Source organism: Dyadobacter sp. LHD-138, assembly GCF_030929615.1.
Lineage (GTDB): Bacteria > Bacteroidota > Bacteroidia > Cytophagales > Spirosomataceae > Dyadobacter.
In genome coordinates this window covers 102,300-121,567 of record NZ_JAVFVU010000020.1, presented here as the reverse complement: position 1 = coordinate 121,567, position 19,268 = coordinate 102,300, and the positions used below count along the sequence as shown (strand labels likewise).

Below are 19,268 nucleotides of genomic sequence, written 5' to 3'. Positions count from 1 at the left end.
ATATTGATTTAAAACAAAAAGGGGAGAAAAGTGCAATACTTTTCTCCCCTTTTCAATCTTAAAAATTTTTCGGTTAGTTAATTACGCGGAATAATCTGCTCCAACGAATTTTCCCTAAGAAACTTGTCGGTGCCGGATCGATCGACATCCATACAAATACCGCCTTTCCGACGATGTGGTCTTTGGGAACAAAACCCCAGTAACGTGAATCAGCCGAATTGTGACGGTTATCTCCCATCATAAAATAATAATCCTGATCGAAAGTATAACTTGTAATGACCTTCCCAGCCACTTTCACGGTGTTGTTGTCAATTTCAACCGCGTCTACTCCTTCGTAATTTTTGATCACCGGACCATACAAAGCAACATTTTCAGGCGTCAGCTGCACGGTCATTCCTTTAGCTGGAATGGTAATCGGACCGTAGTTATCACGGTTCCATTTAAATAATTCCGAGTTTGGATAAAGCATTGGCTCGCTGATATCCTTCGAAGCTTTCACTAAAGTCACGTCTTTCACAAAGTCGTATTGCTTCAATTTCGCAGCCAGTTCAACGGTAGTATACACCAAATATCCCGACTGGTCATTTCCCGGAATGGTATCGTTAAAAGTTTCCTGATACGTGTTGTACTCAGAAATTCCATTTTCTTTAAAAATCTTCGCTTCGTTAACACTGGTCGTTGTCGCAACGAAGTATTCATTTTCCATCCTTTGAGGATTCTCAACGGCTGTGCCATTTGCGAAAACCTGAAGGTCACGCACTTCCAGTTTATCGCCGGGAAGCCCCATACATCTTTTGATATAGTTTGTCTTCAGATCTACCGGGTGTTGTAATTCCGGCGGATAGTTAAATACGACCACGTCGCCGCGTTTAACGTCACTGAAACCCGGCAAACGGAATTGCGGCAATTGGATGGCGTCCGTGTAGGAAGGAATGTTGGTTCCCCAAATAGTCTGGTGGGTTAACGGAACCTGCAACGGCGTTTTTGGCGTGCGCGTTCCGTAATGTAATTTACTAACAAACAAAAAATCGCCTACTAAAAGGCTGTTCTCCATCGAAGGTGTCGGAATTGTAAATGCTTCAAAGAACAACCACCGGATAAGTGTTGCAGCGATCACTGCGAACAATATGGAGTCAAACCACTCTCTTACTCCTGATTTTTTACTTTTGGAAGATGATGCAGAGGTTAATCCCTTATTAAAAGCCATATTCTGATTTATTGAGCGTTACGTATACTAGTCTAAATTTTTTAACAGATCATCCATTCCAAAAACACCTTGTTTGCCTGGAAGCCATTCTCCCGAAACCACGGCACCCAACGCAAAACCAGCCCTGTTATGTGCTGTATGAGAAATCTCAATGGTATCCACCTCCGACTCATACCGAATGATATGCGTCCCCGGCACTTCTCCTTCTCTTTCTGCTTTAATCTTAATAAAACCTTCCCCATCTTCCGGATCCAGTTTCCATCCGCCGATTTTTTCATCCTCAGCAATAACGCCTTCGGCAAGGGTAATGGCCGTTCCGCTTGGCGCATCCAGTTTGTGAATGTGGTGGATTTCAGTCATGGAAGCGTGGTAATTCTGCCCTTTCATCAAACGCGCCAGCTGACGGTTCAAACGGAAGAAGAGATTAACCCCGATACTGTAATTGGAAGCGTAAAAGAATGCACCTTTTTTACTTTCACAAAGCTGCTCAATTTCCTTGCGGTGTTCGAGCCAGCCTGTGGTGCCGCATACGATCGGCCAGCCTTTTTCAAGACAATACGTGATGTTGGCATAAGCCGATTCGGGAGAGCTAAACTCAATGGCAACGTCAACATCGTCTTTTCCGAGATTTTCCATTTCCGAGCGGTTCTGGACATCTATTTTCCCGACGATAACGTGTCCTCTTTCCAAGGCAATCTTTTCGATTGTTTTACCCATTTTGCCGTAACCCAGCAATAATATTTTCATTTTAAAAACTTAAATTTCAATCAATACTTTATTAACTAATATCTCTTATTTCCGGAAATTAAAAACGAGGCTTACACCGGGTGTAGGCCTGGTCATATTGGGCTGCTGAATTTTCGGCGAAACATGCAATGTCAGGTCGTCCGACAGGTCAAATGTTTTTAAATGTGCGGCAACGTTGGCTTCGATGATGGAAATAGCATAAAGCGCAACGGTAAACACAATGGCGGTTTCACGGTAACGTCTGTAACGGCTTTTCTCTCTTTTAACCTGATCCACAGTTAACATCAATGAATCCACGCGCTCGCCATTTAAAATACCTCCCCGATAAAAAATCGGCAATCTGGTATCCGACGTTACTCCCTTTTTAAACTTTCCGTATCCCGCGCTTGTCGGATCATCCAGATCATAAAAGCTCCTATATCCTTCTACGAAATCCTTATACCTGACATTCCAATAGAGCGCAGTCCAGGTTCCGCCTCCGAGCGCCGCATACACCAAAGGAACTTTCCAGTAGTCGCGGTTATAAATTTGTCCGGATCCGGGTATCATCGCCGCCAAACGCGTGGCTTTTTTAGGATTAGGCATCCATTTCTTTGTCACCTTTGATAAAGAAGTATCGCCCTTCATTACTGCCGCTGTATCTGCAACTACAATTTTGGCAGCCTTCCCATTTCCACCATCCGGCCCGACAGTCTGGGCATTTCCTTTACCAGAGATAAAAAGGACAATCCCTATCAAAAACCACTTTTTCAAGCTTTGCTATTAAATTTCAACGTTTCCAAAATCTTTTTCAACTCATCCTGAGACTCAAAAGGAATCTTAATTTCACCCTTATGGTCGTCACTGCTTTTCACAGATACTTTTGCCCCAAAAAAGGAAGACAATTGGAATTGTAGCGATTTTATTTCCTGGTTGACCGTCACCGGTTTTTTAGTCTCAAAAGAAATGCTGCTCATCATACCAAGCTTGCGCACCTCTTCTTCTACTTTACGAACCGACCATCCTTCTTCAATAATTTTATTGAAAATTTTCAGCTGGATCTGGTCACTGTTGATGGTGATAATTGCCCTGGCGTGCCCCATGCTGATGCGGTTGTCGCGCAAAGCAGCCTGAATCACCGGCGGCAATTTCAAAAGACGGATGTAGTTATTAACCGTAGTCCGGTTCTTACCCACGCGCACACCAAGCTCCTCCTGTTTCAGGTTACATTCCAGAATCAGGCGCTGGTAGCTCAGGGCAATTTCTATCGAGTTAAGGTTTTCACGCTGAATATTTTCAATCAGCGCCATTTCCAGCATTTGCTGGTCATTCGCAGTCCGCACATAAGCCGGAATGCTCACCATCCCAAGGGATTTCGAGGCCTGCAAACGTCTTTCACCGGAAATAAGCTGATACTGGTCCGGCCCAAGCTGGCGAACCGTAATTGGTTGAATAATCCCCTGGACCCTGATCGAGTCTGCGAGTTCCGAAAGTGCTTCCTGATCGAACTTGGTTCGGGGCTGATATGGGTTCGCTTCTATCTGATCCAGCTCGATCTCGTTCATCGAACCGACTGCATCAAGAGACGAAGGTCTTGTACTCGGACGGGGCGTGTTATTCACCTTGTCCGAATCCTGCAACAATGCGCCCAAGCCTCGCCCGAGACCGGTCATTTTTTTATTTTTATTGGTTGTTTCCATTCTGCGCTATGATCTCCCCTAAATACAATTGATCAATTTACTCCCTGATGTGCATCCGTAGAAAGCAATCCGTTTTTAGTCAGAATCTCTCTGGCCAGATTCAGATAACTGATAGCACCCTTGCTGTCTGCATCCTGCGCCAAAACAGGAATACCATAACTTGGCGATTCACTTAAACGAATGTTGCGGGGAATGATTGTATTAAATACCAACGACTCAAAATGGCTGGTGACCTCATTAACCACCTGGTTCGACAAGCGTAAACGCAGGTCGTACATGGTTAAAAGGATACCTTCAATCGCAAGATTTGTGTTGAGTCGTGACTGGATAATGGTGATTGTATTCAGGAGTTTCCCTAAACCTTCCAATGCAAAATATTCACACTGAACGGGTACAATCACAGAATCTGCCGCGGTTAAACTATTGATGGTAATTAAACCCAGAGAAGGTGAACAGTCGATAATGATAAAATCGTATTCGTCGCGCACTTCCGCAATCGCATCTTTCATGCGCTGCTCGCGATTTTTAAGGTTGATCATTTCAATCTCCGCCCCTACCAGATCTATGTGCGACGGCAATAGATTGAGGTTTGGGAAATCGGTTTCCAAAATGACATCGCTTGTACGAACATCCTCTACCATACATTCGTAGATGCTGTTCTGCATTTCCTGAGGGTTAAATCCCAGTCCTGAGGTAGAATTCGCCTGCGGATCTGCGTCAATAATAAGCGTACGGAATTCCAGTGCTGCCAAGCTGGCAGCAAGATTAATCGCGGTAGTAGTTTTACCTACTCCGCCTTTTTGGTTTGCAATTGCAATTACTTTGCCCATGAATTGTGTGAGTTACCAATGCCAAATTTCAATTATTCGGAGCAAACCACCAAAAAATGTTCCACGGAGTTTTAATAATAACTATTTAAAACCTGTATATCAGAATGTTATATCGTATTAATATTTGTTAATTTTTCGAATATATATCAAAAAAACCAATGTTTCACGCCCAAACCTGTGTTCCCTCCGTGCAATTCTTGCACATTTCGATCTCGGATCTTGACCGGATCAACGATGCTCTAAAGTCGGTATACTTCTTGCCGCGCCACAACTCCCGGAAACTGGTCCGCTTCATATCGCCCAATTGATATTCGGCATCCTTATCAAAACAACAGGGCACCACCGCGCCATCCCAGGTAATAACACAGGAGTGCCACATTTTCCAGCAATGATCAACAAACTTGTTTTTGATCGAAAAACCTCCGCCTTTCTCTTTCTTATAACGGGAATATTTGTCAATGGTTGGTATCAGATCAGATCCTTCCTCGTAGTCGTATATCTGCGCCGTTTTCAAACCCACTTCATCCACACCCATTTCCTCAGCCAGTTTCTTGACGTCTTCAATCTGATGTTCATTGGGCTTCACCACCAGAAACTGAAAAATCACATGCGGCGTACTTGATTTCAGCTCTTTTTTCCATTTGATGATATTGCGCGTTCCTTCCAGCACTTTTTCAAGGTTTCCGCCGATGCGGTACTGCTCGTAAGTGTCCTGCGTGGTTCCGTCAATAGAAATGATCAGACGATCGAGCCCCGACTCCACGGTTTTTCTGGCTTTTTCATCCGTCAGATAATGTGCGTTTGTAGAAGTTGCCGTGTAAATACCCTTGTCATGTGCGTACTGCACCAGTTCGAAAAACTTGGGATGCAGATAAGGTTCGCCCTGAAAGTAAAATATAAGGTATAATAAGGTATCCGCGAGTTCGTCGATCGTCTTTTTGTAGAGTTTTTCTTCCATCATCCCCGTCGGACGGGTGAAAGAACGCAGCCCGCTCGGACATTCAGGGCAGCGTAAGTTACAGGAGGTGGTTGGTTCGAAAGAAATGGCAATGGGCATTCCCCAATGAACAGGTCTGCCAGTGGATTTCGAGTAAAAATAACTGCTTAATATCTGAATGGCATTCCATGCACGCTTCGGAGTAACCTTCGACATGAGGTTCAGGCCATCTTTAAAATTTTTATTCATCTGGTTAATTTTTAGCTTTCATTACCGAAACACGAAATCGATAATCCGCTTGTAAACAATACTTTTGCCATGGCTTATCAAACAAAATATCACAGCCCTAACGAACCGAAATACCCGTCGAATACTTTATTTCGGATATAACGAAATAGCTGCTGATGTGTAACACACTTTTTAGGGCAGAAAGTTTATGCTGGTAAAATTGATTGTACGCTTCCCCGTCTTCTACCACCACTTTGAGCATGTAGTCAAAATTGCCGGAAACGACCGAACATTCCAAAACTTCGCTCATATTAACAATGGCCTGATTGAAATCCTCAAAGCTCTCACGTTTTTGTTTATCCAGTGTAATATTACAATAAACAATCAACGATTTCCCCAGCTTCCGGCGGTTTAAAAGGCAAACATATTTATCAATATAACCTTCTCTTTCCAGTTTTCGAATGCGGTCATGCACCGGTGTAACGGACAAATTGATCTGGCTTGCGATTTCCTTCATCGTAACTTGTGAGTCCTCCTGAAGAAGTTCCAGAATGTGGCGATCCGTAGCATCTAATGACATAGAAAGTGTTTTTTTCAGTGGTGGTTTATTTTACGGTAAATGAAAGGATATTTTTCCTGACAAAACACCCAAAACAGTTTTTTTTTCTATATTTAAATACCTCAAAAGAATCTTTTTCCACAATCCGGTACTTTTACAGAATGATTTAAATAAACTCTTTCCCAAAATATAAAATTGCTATTACTATGATCATCGGCGTTCCGAAAGAAATCAAAAACAATGAAAACCGGGTGGCTGTTACGCCAGCCGGCGTAACTGAATTTCGTAAACACGGGCATACAGTTTACGTTCAGACTGAGGCTGGCAAGGGAAGCGGTTTTACAGACGAACAATATAGTGAAGCCGGAGCGACCATTCTGCCAACAATTGAAGAGGTTTATGGCATTGCGGAGATGATTGTTAAGGTAAAAGAGCCGATTGAAAGCGAATATGCCTTGATTAAAGAAGATCAGTTGCTATTCACCTATTTCCACTTTGCTTCATCTGAACCGCTGACCAAAGCAATGATCGGACGCAAAGCAGTTTGTCTTGCTTATGAGACAGTAGAACGGGCAGACAGAAGTCTGCCTTTATTGATTCCAATGAGTGAGGTCGCCGGTCGTATGGCAATTCAGGAAGGTGCAAAATTTCTGGAAAAACCCATGGGCGGATTCGGGATTTTACTTGGCGGCGTTGCGGGTGTAAAACCAGCAAACGTGCTCGTACTGGGCGGTGGCATTGTTGGAACGCAGGCTGCAAAAATGGCCGCGGGCTTAGGCGCCAATGTTACCATTGTTGATATCAGCCTTGCGCGTTTGCGTTACCTGGAAGATATTATGCCAGCCAACGTGGACACGGTGATGTCTAACGAATACAACATCCGTGAATTGATCCAAAGCTCTATCCTTATTATAGGCGGGGTTTTAATTCCGGGTGCAAAAGCACCTTCACTGATCACAAAAGAGATGTTGAAACTGATGAAACCAGGAACCGTTATGGTGGACGTGGCCATCGATCAGGGCGGATGTTTCGAAACTTCTCATGCTACTACACACGAAGATCCCATTTATGAAGTCGATGGCGTTGTTCACTACTGTGTGGCCAACATGCCGGGGGCGGTTCCTTATACTTCTACCCTTGCATTAACCAATGCTACCCTGCCTTATGCGTTACAGCTGGCAAATAAAGGCTGGAAAGATGCCTGTACCAACAATGAAGAATTGCGCAAAGGACTGAATGTTGTCCACGGCAAGATCGTTTTCAAAGGCGTTTCCGATGCTTGGAACCTGCCTTACACGGAGGTTAGCGAGGTGCTTTGATTGATATAAACTTGCACAACAACCTGGGCTGCGCCACCATGTGATGCAGCCCGGGTTATTTACAGGATTTTACAATCCAAAGTTCTTGGAAATACCAAACCCTGCACCGCTTCCAAAGTTAAGCCCGAAACTGCTGCTCCTGTCCTGGCCTTTTACTTTGGCCGATGTAAAACCAAGACTTCCAAAATTAAAGTTCAGCGCAAAACCGTTTTTAAGATTCACGCCGATCGCCGGAAAAAGAGTAGCCTCTGCCCCATTCATTTTCACTCCGGCTGTTTTTCCTGATAAGAAATTGGTGTTCAGCTGCCCATAAACTGCGAAGATATCCGAAAGCGGATGCGCATAACGAATAAACGGCCCGGCCCCGAAAGCAGTCGATTTTACTTCCGGGGATCCGGTCTTCCAGCTTTCCGTTTTCAGATTAACCCCACCCGTCCAGTGGTCATCCCATTGATAACCCACCCCAGGTGAAAAAGAGAAACTGCTTGTTTTCACATCCGCGGCCGATTTGCTGCTGTTGATCCCCAGATTTCCATAAACGAGGATTGAATGACGCTGAGCATGAGCGGTTAAACTCGCAGCAGCGACCAGAGCACTTAAAAAGATCTTTTTCATGGTCGTATGTATATAGTTGTGTATGACGTTACCTGCACCGAAACAGGTAATTTTATCCTTTATACGGGCTTAATACAAAAAAGTAACTGTGTCCAAACTTATTAAAAAAGTTAATTAGGGCACTCACAGCACCGTTTTCAGCTTCCCATCGATACTCGCCAAATTATCGTTTCTAAAAATATTACAATTATTATTTCTCAAATACTTGATTGTTCAGATTTTATTCTTACTTTTGTAAAAAAATTAGAACGAACATCCGTTCGCTTCTCTGCTTCTAAAACGGTTCGGCGACAGTTTGCGCCACCAACCTTTAAAACGCCTGGTTGGCTTTTACCCGTTTCGTCATGCAGAGCCCCACGGATGTCTAGTGGTGGGCTTTGCGCAATCCCCTTTGAACTAAAAAAAACTGATCGTCATCAGATTTGTTGTACCGAATCGGCCTCGTCTGGTTTACCTTAACAAGCAGATGTGATTTCAAATTGTGCAGATTGTTTAAGTATCAGATTTGGTTATTCGTCATGAATAATAATCAGATTTTGTATTGAGGGAATCTAATGTCTGCCACTTTCTATTAAATCATTTTTAAAGAATTTTAATAACAATAAGATAGATGACAACTGAAACAATTGAGACAATTGAAGATTTTGAGACCTTCGCTGATTTAGGACTCTCAGAAAACATCCTTAAAGCCTTAACTGAAATGGGTTTCACAAAACCCTCCCCAATACAAGCGCAAGGTATCCCTGCTGTTATGCAAGGTTCTGACGTAATTGGTCAGGCTCAAACAGGAACCGGAAAAACTGCTGCCTTTGGAATACCTGTACTTGAACGTATTGACACATCCAGCAATGCAGTTCAGGCACTTATACTATGCCCTACAAGAGAATTAGCTGTACAAGTTTCCGAAGAATTGGGAAGACTTGCGAAATTTCAGCGCGGAATAAGAATTGAAGCTATATATGGTGGTGATTCAATCGATCGCCAGATCCGTTCACTAAAAAGAGGCGTTCATATTGTTGTAGGAACACCTGGTCGTGTAATGGATCATATGCAACGTCGTACTTTGAAATTTGACGAAGTACGTATGATGGTACTTGACGAAGCGGATGAAATGTTGGATATGGGCTTCCGTGAAGACATTGAAAGCATTTTGGCCGACATGCCGGAAGATCGCCAGACGATTCTTTTCTCGGCAACAATGTCTAAGCCGATTATGTCAATCACAAAACGTTTCCTTAACGATCCTGTGTTGATTAAAGTAGTTCGTAACGAACTTACCAACGTGAACATCGAACAGGTTTGTTTTGAAGTGAAACCACAGGCAAAAGTGGAAGTAATGACTCGTTTGATCGATATGTATCATTTGAAATCATTGCTTGTATTTTGTAATACAAAACGTAAAGTGGACGAAATCGTTGAAGATCTTCAGCTTCGCGGTTATGCATCAGAAGGTATCCACGGTGACTTGCGTCAGCAACAGCGCAGCAATGTAATGAGCAAATTTAAGGCCGGTGTAACAACCATCCTTGTTGCAACTGACGTAGCTGCACGTGGTATCGACGTAAGCGGTCTTGACGGGGTTATCAACTACGATATTCCTTTGGATGAAGAATATTACGTACACCGTATCGGCCGTACAGGTCGTGCCGGTATGTCCGGAAAAGCTTTCTCCCTGGTTGCACGTGACGAAAAATTCCGTCTGAAATCAATCGAGAGTTATACAAAAGTAAAAATCGAAAAAGGCGTTATTCCTTCTTATGAAGATATTGTTGGGGTTCGTAAAGCACGTTTTGTAGAAAGCATCTCTGCGGCTATCCAGGAAGGCGACATTGACCTGTACGAAGATGTATTGGAAATGTTACGCCACAGCGGATACTCAACAGAACAAATTGTTGCTGCGCTTGCTAAACAAATCATGGGTGTTCAGAAAAATGAATACGCTGACAGCAATCTTGCATGGGAAGAAAGACGTGGTGGAGAACGTCGTGAAGGCGGAAACGACCGTTTCGAACGTCGTTCATCAGGAGGCAGCCGTTTCGAAAGAGGTGGCCGTGATGGTGGAAGAGACGGAGACCGTCGTGGTGGAAGCGACCGTTTTGCAAGCAGAGAACGCAGCGGCGAATCGCGTGCACCACGGGAACGTGACGGCGAATCAAAACGCACAGCGGCACCGGAAGCGGGTATGACTCGTTTATTCCTTAGCCTTGGACGCAAAGACCATATCATGCCACGTGATATCGTTGGTGCGATTGCAGGCGAAGCAAACATTCCTGGTAAAACAATCGGAGCGATTGATATTTATGACAAATTTACTTTCGTTGACGTACCTGAACGTGATGCCCGTGCGGTATTGCGCGCTATGGACGGTAACACCATAAAAGGTAAAGCTGTGCAAATTGATATTGCAAAATAATCCGTTGGATATTTCTGACACCAATATATGAATTGAAAAGGGACTTGTAAAAGAGTCCCTTTTTTCGTTTCTTTTCCGTATGGAAAATCAGCAAAAGTTAGAAGTATGGCTCAGAGGCCCGCTTGAAGGAATACCGCCCCTGTTGCAGCCAGTGGCGCATGCGCTGTTACAGGTACAGGAAGAATTGAACGCGCTGGACAAAACTTTCCCAACCGAACGTCTATGGCTAAAACCGGCCGGACTGGCCTCCGTAGGTTTTCACATGCAGCATCTGGCCGGTGTACTGGACCGTCTTTTAACCTATGCCAAAGCACAACCCCTCACAGAAAACCAATTCACTTATCTGAAACAGGAGGGGACGGAACCTTTTCCCGGATGTACTTTTAGTGATTTACTGCACATTTTAAACAAACAGTTCGCTGTCGCCCTTGATCAGATAAAACGGACCGATTCTGCTACGCTCCTGGAGATCCGCGGGGTTGGCCGCGCTCAAATTCCATCCACCCATCTTGGGCTGCTCTTCCATGCGGCCGAGCATACCGTAAGACATTTTGGTCAGCTGCTGGTAACATTCAAAATTCTTCTCAGTGATAGCAAAACAAATATTGAGTAGTTCGAAATGTACTTAACCTTTTAAAAGTGTTTATTTTACATTATAATACAATCTCATGCAATTTTCTAAATCTACAATTCTTTGCTGCCTGTTTGCGCTATGCAGTTTTGCGGCAGTCGCTCAAAAAAACCCTGAAGACAAAATTGGCTGGAAGCTTGGCGCTCAGTCCTATACGTTTCGTTTATTCACCTTTGACGAAGCCCTTAGAAAAATTGACAGCTGCGGATTAAAATATGTTGAAGCTTTTCCGGGCCAAAAATTAGGTGGCGGACTGGAAGGCAACATGGATTTTAAAATGGATGCAGCCAAGCGTCAGGCGGTAAAAAATCTGCTCAAAAAACATGGCATCACCATCACCGCGTTTGGCGTTGTCAATGCAAAAGACGAAGAAGAATGGAAAACTTTGTTCGAATTTGCGAAGGATATGGGTATCCTGAACATCAACACGGAACCTAAACCGGAGCAATTTGCATACATCGCGCCGCTGGCCGACAAGTATAAAATAAAAGTGGCTTTGCATAACCACCCAAAACCTTCCCGTTACTGGCACCCGGACTCCGTCCTTAAATATGCTGTTCAGAGCAAATTCATCGGTTCATGCGCTGATATCGGTCACTGGGTACGGTCTGGCCTGGATCCTGTCGAGTGTTTGAAAAAACTGAACGGACACGTTTTGGGCTCCCATTTTAAAGATGTGGTAAAAGACACGCCTGACGGAAAATACCACGACGTGATCTGGGGAGGCGGTGACAGCAAAGTAGATGCTGTAATTGTTGAACTAAAACGCCAAAAATTCAAAGGACCTATATCCGCTGAGTATGAGTACCATTGGGAAAATAGCGGTCCGGAAGTATCAAAAAGCGTTAAATATTTCCGCAGCTCTTTCGAAAAATCAAAATAAAACGGGTGTAAATACTGTTTTAAACCTAATTAGTTCTTTTAACATTTAACAGTACCTTTTTATGACTTATAACCGTAGGTTATTTTTAAAATCCGCTGGTGCCGCCGCAGCCGGCACGCTTGTTTTCTCCATTTCGTCATGTGGAGGATCAAAAGACAAAACTTCCGAAAGTGCTGATTCGACAGGCTTGGCATCGGCAGCTACTTCGGGAGCGCCGTCAATTCCTGATTTTGGATTACAATTGTATAGCGTTCGTGACATCATCGGAGCAGATCCAAAGGGGGTTTTAAAACAAATAGCTGATTTAGGTTATAAAAAGGTAGAAAGCTATGCAGGCGATAAAGGATTTTTGTGGGGCATGAAACCCAAAGAATTCAAAGCATACATGGATGAACTTGGCATGACCATCGTGAGTACCCATGCCGACACGACAAAAGATCTTGAAAAAACGGCTGCTGAGGCCGCGGAAGCCGGTTTGAGTTATGTTCTCCAACCATACATCGGCGCGCAAAAGACCTTGGATGAATGGAACAAGCGTGCTGAAGAATTCAATAAGCGTGGGGAGATCTGTCAAAAAGCAGGTATCAAATTCGGATATCACAACCACGATTATTCTTTTAAAGTACAAGACGGAAAAATTCCTCAGGAACTTTTACTTGACAATACCGACAAATCGCTTGTTCACTTCGAACTTGATTTGATGTGGATCGTCGCCGCTGGTGCTGATCCGGTTGCGCATTTGAAAAAATATGCGGGTCGCTACGACCTTTGCCATATCAAGGACCTTGTGAGCAAACCAGAGCACCATTCAACGGATTTAGGAAAAGGAGAAATTGATTTCGCGAGTTTGTTGAAAGTTGCCTCCGATTCCGGTATCACGCAGTTTATCGTGGAGCAGGAAGAATATCCGGGACCCGTTTTGACAAGTATTGGAAACGACGCGGAGTACATGAAAAAGCTTGTTTTCAAATAAGCCTTACTCTTCACTTTCTGGCCTGATATGCAGAAGCCGCCGCCACCAACTCCGTTGTTCGGCGGCTTCCGCTTTTTTATCCGTTTCATTGAAGGAAAATTTGGTCATTTCGGATAAGTCCGGCTGCCCTGCGTTAATCCAGCACGTAAACCATAAGTTGCTTACCATTTCAATGGACGATCGCATCTGGCGTTGCACCTGTCCTTTTAAAAGATCATGATAAGCCCGTGAAAAATCTTCCGAGTAGGTTCTTACCAAAACATTATTCCTGGGTTCGTAACTAAATTTTTTATCCTGCGGAAAAGATTCACTTAATTGCTTTTCCAGCAAAAAAACCGAGTCGCTCGCCACATGTGCATGGTTCACGGCCTTCCATGCTGCTTCACTGATGTTTTCGATGTAGGCTGCCTGTCCAATCCATAAATCATAATCCGCCGCATACAACTCGGGAAGCCGGGATTCCCAAAACGCATGAATACCTTCCTGCCGGGTCAATTGCCCATTATAATTTCGGGTGGTATGCAAAGGCACATGGGCGTCGGCAATATAGTGCCCGAGGTCAGCAGAAATACGTAAAATTCTTTTGGGATCCCTATCCCTGAACGCCTCCATCAGCTGAAAACTTGCGGTCTGAATATACCAGGGGACGATACCGTGTTTTCGCAAGCTGTCCTCTCCCACTTTTTTAACGGCTGCCGACCAGAACCGTGGCAAAACTGCCGCACTATCGCCATACACATCGAGATCAATAAAATGCCTTTCCGCCTCGCCCACGACCGCATAACGTCGCCGGTCCGGATTTACGGCGTTCTCTGTGATGTAATCAATATGCTTTTTGTAAAAATACTGCATCTCGGGCGGAAGCCTGAAAACGGCCAGACGGTTAATTCGGCGGTGTGCCCAGAACCCCCATTCAGGTTTAAAACCCAACAGACCAGTCAAAAAAAGCCAGACAGAACTTAAAATCAGCAATTTTTTGAAAAAAAACTTAAAAACTTTTGGCTTTTTTTCGAAAAACCTATGGTCTGTTTCCATATAAAGTTTGGTATAATGATCTCCATTTCAAACACCATTATATACCGTAAACAATAAAAAAAGTAACGTTTCCAATAGAAAATAAACCTGATTTTTCATTTTTATAACTATTTCAAAAAAAGCAACCTGCTTTTATCGCCCCCTCTTACACAAAAAACAAAAATTCAGCAGACAAGCAGGGAGAATAATATATGGCTGACTGAGCTTTGGCAGGCTAAAAATTTCAAAAAACACCTCACAAACAATATATGTTATATTATTTATTTAAATAATGCAATAAGAAATATTTATTATACTTTTGCTTAAGAATAAAACCAGACGGTTACCGAATTTCGAAACAATGAGAACAAAAAATAAAACATTAGGATATTTACTTCCAGTATTCGTATTGAGCGTGTTTATGCTCATTATTTACGGAGCGTACGTTCCGCATAAACCAGCGGAAACACAACGCGTTGTTTGTATCAAATTCAAACCTGGTACAACATCTGAGGAAATAGAAAAACACATGCGCGATTTTGCTACTTTGAAAAACAACGTAAATGATGTTGTGGCTTATTCAGCAGGGCGTGTTCAAAAATCAGAAGGAACTCAGAGTGATTACGACGTAATTCACTATCTGACTTTCCGGACCAATGATGCCGCGAAACAGTATGCATCCAATGCAGATCGCAAGAAATTTGTGAAAAGCAACGAAGGGCACTGGGACAAGGTATTAGAAATGAATTCCAGTATCGAGAGATAATTATTAAATAGTAATAGGAGTGAAAATCATTAAAAAGAGTCGGGAATTCCCGGCTCTTTTTTTTGTAAGTGGTAGTGAAAAATTAGTTTGTATTATTGATTTTTACAATAAACTATTAATCATCCGGTTACTGAGCTAATCGCATAAAGCTAATTGCCAACAGCTGCTTATCACCAATTAATAGGCTGAAGCCCTTTTTGCACGAGATATTCATTCGCTTTGCTGAAATGCTTGCAACCAAACCACCCTCCCCCATTCGCCGCCATGGGCGATGGATGTTTTGCTTTTAACACGTAATGCTTGCTTTCATCGATGATTTTGCCCTTTTCCTGCGCATATCTCCCCCAGAGCAAAAAAACAATATCCTTTTTTTCGTCCGACAAACATTTGATCACCGCATTGGTGAAAGTTTCCCATCCCATGTTTTGATGTGAACCCGCTTTCCCTGCCTCAACGGTTAAAGTAGCGTTGAGCAAAAGTACGCCCTGAGAAGCCCAGCGTTCAAGATTTCCGCTTTTAGGAACAGGCTTCCCCAGATCCTCTTTAATTTCTTTAAAAATATTAATCAGGGAAGGTGGAACCCTGACGTCGTCATTCACGGAAAAACAAAGTCCGTTTGCCTGACTAAAACCATGGTAAGGGTCCTGGCCAAGAATAACGACTTCACAATCGTCAAAACTGCAATGATTAAATGCGTTGAAGATTTGTTTAGCAGGCGGAAAGATCTGTTTGGCTGCATATTCCTTTTTTACAAAATCGGTCAGGGAAACAAAATATGGTTTTTCAAACTCCGTTGCTAATCGTTTTTTCCAGGATTCCTCTATTTTAACATCCATACTTTTGATAATTGAATTAAAAAACAAATTAATTGATTTTTGATTTGGTTTTATCCGTAATTGATGACTATTTTCGTTTATATTGATGTTTTACAAAAGATAGAGCAAATCCTCCTAAAATTAACCCGGATATTCACCAATATTCTTAATGTATATGGTTTCGAAAGTAACAGATGGCGTTAAAGTCACCGTATTGACAGAATATCAGCCTGATTACTCTAATCCAAGGCAGGATCATTTTGTATTTACCTATAAGATTCTCATTGAAAACCACAGCGAGCACACGGTCAAGCTGCTGCGCAGACATTGGTTAATTTACGATGCCAACGGCACTGTCCGTGAAGTGGAGGGTGAAGGCATCGTTGGTTTACAGCCTGTGCTGGAACCCGGAGATGTGCATGACTATGTTTCAGGGTGTAATTTGCGGACGGACCTGGGCAAAATGTCCGGAACCTATCTGATGGAACGTGTTTTGGACGGCCGCCAGTTTCACGTCATTATTCCTGCGTTTGCGTTGGTTGTCCCTTATCGATTAAACTAAAATACTTTCGCCGTAACTTTGATGGCCGAAAGACAATATTATTAAAAAATACCTCAATTGATTACTTCTTATTTTAAGTACCTCCTGCGTTCCGGGAATGAACATGCTATTCACTCGCCCTTTCTTTTTGATCTGTATACCAAAGTTATCAAGGTTAAAAACGACAACCACCCGGACTACGATGAGCTAAAATCGCTTCGCAAAGCATTGCTTTCTTCCAATGAAAAAATTGAAATACTTGACCTCGGTGCTGGCTCCCGGGTTAATAAATCCAATCTGAGGAAAATAAAAACGATTGCCAAAAACGCTGAAAAACCTGCAAAATTCGGGAAACTATTTCACCGGTTAATCCGTCATTTCCAGCCCGAAACCATACTGGAACTGGGTACATCGCTCGGGCTTACGACCTTGTACATGTCAAAAGCAAAACCTGGCACTAAAATTATTTCTTTTGAAGGCTGCCCACAAACCGCGGAAGTAGCACAAAGGAATTTTGACAAATCAGGTGTCGAAAATATTGAAGTCGTGCTCGGAAATATCGACGAAACGCTACCGGCAGCCCTGCAAAAACTAAACCGCAAGCTTGATTATGCTTACTTCGATGCTAACCACCGTTACGAACCTACGGTAAGGTATTTTGAAGACTGTCTGCCTTATGCCCATAACGATTCCCTCTTTATTTTTGACGATATTTACTGGTCCGACGGAATGACCAAGGCGTGGGAAGAAATCAAGGCGCATCCGCAAGTGACACTCACGGTTGACTTATTTTGGATCGGGCTGGTATTTTTCCGGAAGGAACAGGTCAAGGAAGATTTTGTGTTAAGATTTTAGTGCCGGAGGCAGCTTCACACCTGCTATTTATTTACTGGCAACATGCGGATTCCGAGAATAAATTATCTTTATAGATTATTTACTTTCACTGCCACCTCTACAAACCAATGGATACCAAAGCAATCCTGGAAAACCTGACACAAAAAGGAATAATACCCGAGGAGCAGTCCGTTCAGGTTCTGGAATATGAAACGACAAAACCCTTTTCGATACACTGGGAACTGAGGTCCCTTCTCTTCCTGGGAATAACCTTGCTCACTTCCGGACTTGGTGTGCTGATCTATAAAAATATTGATACCATCGGGCATCAAGCCATTATAGCCCTTATCGGCGCGCTGGTTGTTGTATGCTTTTATCATGTGATCAGACACCGGCTACCATTTAGCTGGGACGAAGTAAACCACCCGACAAAATTTTCGGAACATGCCTTGCTGCTTGGCTGTACGCTTTTTCTGATCATGGAAGGCTATTTACAGTTTCAGTACAACTTTTTCGGCACAAAATACGGCCTTGCCATATTCATTCCAACGGTGTTATTCTTTCTTCTTGCCTACCGGTTTGACCACCGCGGCGTGCTTTCCATGGCCATTACCGGATTAGCCTCCTGGCTCGGCCTGACCATTTCCCCACTCGCCGTTTTAGAAAAAAATGATTTTACGGCTCCGGGAATTACCAACACCGGAATTGTTTTAGGTATTGCACTGGCTGTCATCAGCTGGCTTTCTGAAACCCGAAATCTGAAAAAACACTTTGGTTTTACTTATCTCCTGCTCGGTGGAAATCTTGCCGTTATAGCCAGCATGACCGGTTTGTTCACAAGCAGTCCGAAAATAATTTACTTCATAATCGGTGTACTCCTGTGTCTTTATCTGGTTATGTATGCCAGAAAAACGCAATCCCTGATATTTCTGCTGCTGGGCGTTGTTTATGGTTACATCATGCTCACCTACGCTGCTTTTGAAGCCTTGCCGGATATTGTCCTCGGCTTTCTGAGTATTTACTACTTTTTGTTCACCAGCATCGGCGTAATCTTTTTTCTGTTAAACGTTAAGAAAATCTTAGGGCTGAAAAAATGAAAAAGGCATATAACGAAACCTGGGTTCAGAACCTCGATATTCAGCGCATTGCTCAGTCCTGGCAGGAGAAAAACCTGATTACCACTGCGCAGTTTGAGCAGGTTAAAACTGAATTTCACGAGTCGTTTTATCGCCCGGGCATCTTTGTGAAAATTGGTTTATTCCTGTTTACACTTGTTGCGGGCTGCTTTTTCACGGGTTTCATTTCCCTGTTTTTCATTGACGGAGGCGGCGATAAATCCTTTGCCGTTTTGAGTATGCTGTGTGCTGCCAGCTTCTTTTTTGTGCTGGAATATTTCATAAAAGACCGCAAGTTGTTTCATTCCGGTATCGATAATGCCTTGCTTTACATGGCCACAGGCGCCGCCCTTGTTCCGATCTTTATCATTTTCCCGGATCTAAAGGTCTGGCAGTATTGTGTATTTATCCTCATTATCCAAGTACTTGTCACGCTGCGTTATGCGGATGTTTTCACGACACTTATCGGCATCATCGTACTCTATGCTTTTTTTTCCAATCTGCTGATCGGCTTTCCTCTGGGAAAAGCACTGCTCCCATTCGCGATGATGATCCTCTCCGGAATCATCTATTTGTTAAACAGGAAAAGGCAGGATGCCTATTACCGCGATACTCAGACCGTGATAGAAATTGTGGCCCTGGTTGTCTTTTATCTAGGCGGAAACTATTATGTCGTACGAGAAGGCAATGCACTGCTCGCAGATTTATTGTCACCGGTTGCACCTCAAATTCCTTTTGCAACGCTGTTCTATCTACTTACGGCTGCGATTCCCCTGCTTTATGTCGCCCTCGGATTGAGGAATAAAGACCGGGTTTTGCTGATTATAGGCTTATTGATGACCGCCTTTTCCTGCTTTACTTACCGCTATTATTTTGACATCATTCCTGTCGAAGTTTTACTTTCGGTTGCAGGTGCATTGCTGATTGCCCTGACCGTCTTTTGTATTCATTATTTCAAAACGCCCAAGTTCGGTCTGACGGATGAAAAACTTGAAAAACGCAACCTCGCCAACCTGGAAGCCATGCTGGTCGCGCATCAATTCGGACAGACGCCGGCAGGAAAAAATCTCGAATTTGGCGGTGGTGACTTCGGTGGCGGTGGCGCAGGCAATGATTACTAAATCATTCAAAAACCGGTGAACAATTTGAATTCGTTGTGACT

20 protein-coding genes are annotated in these 19,268 nt (G+C 43.4%); 10 read left to right on the top strand and 10 right to left on the bottom strand.

Annotation, left to right across the window (positions count from 1 at the left end; translation table 11 throughout):
- Nucleotides 1-73: 73 nt before the first annotated feature.
- The 7 genes from lepB to RB622_RS16195 all read right to left on the bottom strand — a co-directional run bounded on the left by lepB (nt 74) and on the right by RB622_RS16195 (nt 6,208).
- A complete protein-coding gene (lepB, locus tag RB622_RS16225; protein WP_308047624.1) occupies nt 74-1,207 on the bottom strand; it encodes a signal peptidase I in 1,134 nt (377 codons plus the stop codon).
- Nucleotides 1,208-1,234: 27 nt separating this feature from the next.
- Nucleotides 1,235-1,954, bottom strand: a complete 720-nt coding sequence (gene dapB, locus RB622_RS16220) for a 4-hydroxy-tetrahydrodipicolinate reductase (RefSeq protein ID WP_308047623.1) — start codon at nt 1,952-1,954, stop codon at nt 1,235-1,237.
- Nucleotides 1,955-1,999: 45 nt separating this feature from the next.
- On the bottom strand, nt 2,000-2,707 hold the full coding sequence (locus tag RB622_RS16215) for a DUF5683 domain-containing protein (RefSeq protein WP_308047622.1): 708 nt from the start codon (nt 2,705-2,707) through the stop codon (nt 2,000-2,002).
- Nucleotides 2,704-3,633 carry a ParB/RepB/Spo0J family partition protein gene (locus RB622_RS16210; RefSeq protein ID WP_308047621.1) on the bottom strand — a complete coding sequence of 310 codons (930 nt, stop codon included), beginning with the start codon at nt 3,631-3,633 and terminating at the stop codon, nt 2,704-2,706. The genes RB622_RS16215 and RB622_RS16210 overlap by 4 nt, the downstream gene beginning before the upstream one ends.
- A 32-nt stretch (nt 3,634-3,665) precedes the next feature.
- Complete coding sequence (locus RB622_RS16205) at nt 3,666-4,463, bottom strand: AAA family ATPase (protein ID WP_308047620.1); 798 nt, start codon at nt 4,461-4,463, stop codon at nt 3,666-3,668.
- 163 nt (nt 4,464-4,626) lie between these two features.
- Nucleotides 4,627-5,649, bottom strand: a complete 1,023-nt coding sequence (locus RB622_RS16200) for an SPASM domain-containing protein (protein ID WP_308047619.1) — start codon at nt 5,647-5,649, stop codon at nt 4,627-4,629.
- A gap of 97 nt (nt 5,650-5,746) precedes the next feature.
- Nucleotides 5,747-6,208 carry an Lrp/AsnC family transcriptional regulator gene (locus tag RB622_RS16195; RefSeq protein ID WP_308047618.1) on the bottom strand — a complete coding sequence of 154 codons (462 nt, stop codon included), beginning with the start codon at nt 6,206-6,208 and terminating at the stop codon, nt 5,747-5,749.
- A gap of 185 nt (nt 6,209-6,393) precedes the next feature.
- On the opposite strand from RB622_RS16195, the gene ald reads away from it, so the two are divergent.
- Nucleotides 6,394-7,506, top strand: a complete 1,113-nt coding sequence (gene ald / locus RB622_RS16190) for an alanine dehydrogenase (RefSeq protein ID WP_308047617.1) — start codon at nt 6,394-6,396, stop codon at nt 7,504-7,506.
- A gap of 69 nt (nt 7,507-7,575) precedes the next feature.
- Here the strand turns inward: ald and RB622_RS16185 are convergent, their stop codons facing one another.
- Nucleotides 7,576-8,121 (bottom strand): outer membrane beta-barrel protein, encoded by a 546-nt coding sequence (locus RB622_RS16185; RefSeq protein ID WP_308047616.1) that lies wholly within the window; start codon nt 8,119-8,121, stop codon nt 7,576-7,578.
- Between the two features lie 610 nt (nt 8,122-8,731).
- Between RB622_RS16185 and RB622_RS16180 the strand changes: the two genes are divergently transcribed.
- From RB622_RS16180 to RB622_RS16165, 4 genes are all read left to right on the top strand, one after another.
- A complete protein-coding gene (locus RB622_RS16180) occupies nt 8,732-10,534 on the top strand; it encodes a DEAD/DEAH box helicase (protein ID WP_308047615.1) in 1,803 nt (600 codons plus the stop codon).
- 79 nt (nt 10,535-10,613) lie between these two features.
- On the top strand, nt 10,614-11,147 hold the full coding sequence (locus tag RB622_RS16175) for a DinB family protein (RefSeq protein WP_308047614.1): 534 nt from the start codon (nt 10,614-10,616) through the stop codon (nt 11,145-11,147).
- A 55-nt stretch (nt 11,148-11,202) separates the two neighbouring features.
- Nucleotides 11,203-12,048 carry a sugar phosphate isomerase/epimerase gene (locus RB622_RS16170; protein WP_308047613.1) on the top strand — a complete coding sequence of 282 codons (846 nt, stop codon included), beginning with the start codon at nt 11,203-11,205 and terminating at the stop codon, nt 12,046-12,048.
- A 61-nt stretch (nt 12,049-12,109) separates the two neighbouring features.
- Complete coding sequence (locus RB622_RS16165; protein ID WP_308047612.1) at nt 12,110-13,021, top strand: TIM barrel protein; 912 nt, start codon at nt 12,110-12,112, stop codon at nt 13,019-13,021.
- Nucleotides 13,022-13,024: 3 nt separating this feature from the next.
- On the opposite strand, the gene RB622_RS16160 is transcribed toward RB622_RS16165, so the two are convergent.
- Complete coding sequence (locus RB622_RS16160) at nt 13,025-14,056, bottom strand: zinc dependent phospholipase C family protein (protein ID WP_308047611.1); 1,032 nt, start codon at nt 14,054-14,056, stop codon at nt 13,025-13,027.
- 340 nt (nt 14,057-14,396) lie between these two features.
- On the opposite strand from RB622_RS16160, the gene RB622_RS16155 reads away from it, so the two are divergent.
- The gene (locus RB622_RS16155; RefSeq protein WP_308047610.1) at nt 14,397-14,801 is read left to right on the top strand and encodes a Dabb family protein; all 405 of its coding nucleotides are present in this window, start codon (nt 14,397-14,399) and stop codon (nt 14,799-14,801) included.
- 170 nt (nt 14,802-14,971) lie between these two features.
- On the opposite strand, the gene ung is transcribed toward RB622_RS16155, so the two are convergent.
- A complete protein-coding gene (gene ung, locus RB622_RS16150; RefSeq protein ID WP_308047609.1) occupies nt 14,972-15,637 on the bottom strand; it encodes a uracil-DNA glycosylase in 666 nt (221 codons plus the stop codon).
- Between the two features lie 154 nt (nt 15,638-15,791).
- On the opposite strand from ung, the gene apaG reads away from it, so the two are divergent.
- The 4 genes from apaG to RB622_RS16130 all read left to right on the top strand — a co-directional run bounded on the left by apaG (nt 15,792) and on the right by RB622_RS16130 (nt 19,227).
- Nucleotides 15,792-16,178 (top strand): Co2+/Mg2+ efflux protein ApaG, encoded by a 387-nt coding sequence (apaG, locus tag RB622_RS16145; RefSeq protein WP_308047608.1) that lies wholly within the window; start codon nt 15,792-15,794, stop codon nt 16,176-16,178.
- Between the two features lie 57 nt (nt 16,179-16,235).
- The gene (locus RB622_RS16140) at nt 16,236-17,012 is read left to right on the top strand and encodes a class I SAM-dependent methyltransferase (protein ID WP_308047607.1); all 777 of its coding nucleotides are present in this window, start codon (nt 16,236-16,238) and stop codon (nt 17,010-17,012) included.
- A 107-nt stretch (nt 17,013-17,119) separates the two neighbouring features.
- Nucleotides 17,120-18,088 carry a DUF2157 domain-containing protein gene (locus RB622_RS16135; RefSeq protein WP_308047606.1) on the top strand — a complete coding sequence of 323 codons (969 nt, stop codon included), beginning with the start codon at nt 17,120-17,122 and terminating at the stop codon, nt 18,086-18,088.
- Nucleotides 18,085-19,227, top strand: coding sequence for a hypothetical protein (locus tag RB622_RS16130; RefSeq protein ID WP_308047605.1), 1,143 nt, complete (start codon nt 18,085-18,087; stop codon nt 19,225-19,227). The genes RB622_RS16135 and RB622_RS16130 overlap by 4 nt, the downstream gene beginning before the upstream one ends.
- The last annotated feature ends 41 nt before the right edge of the window (nt 19,228-19,268 follow it).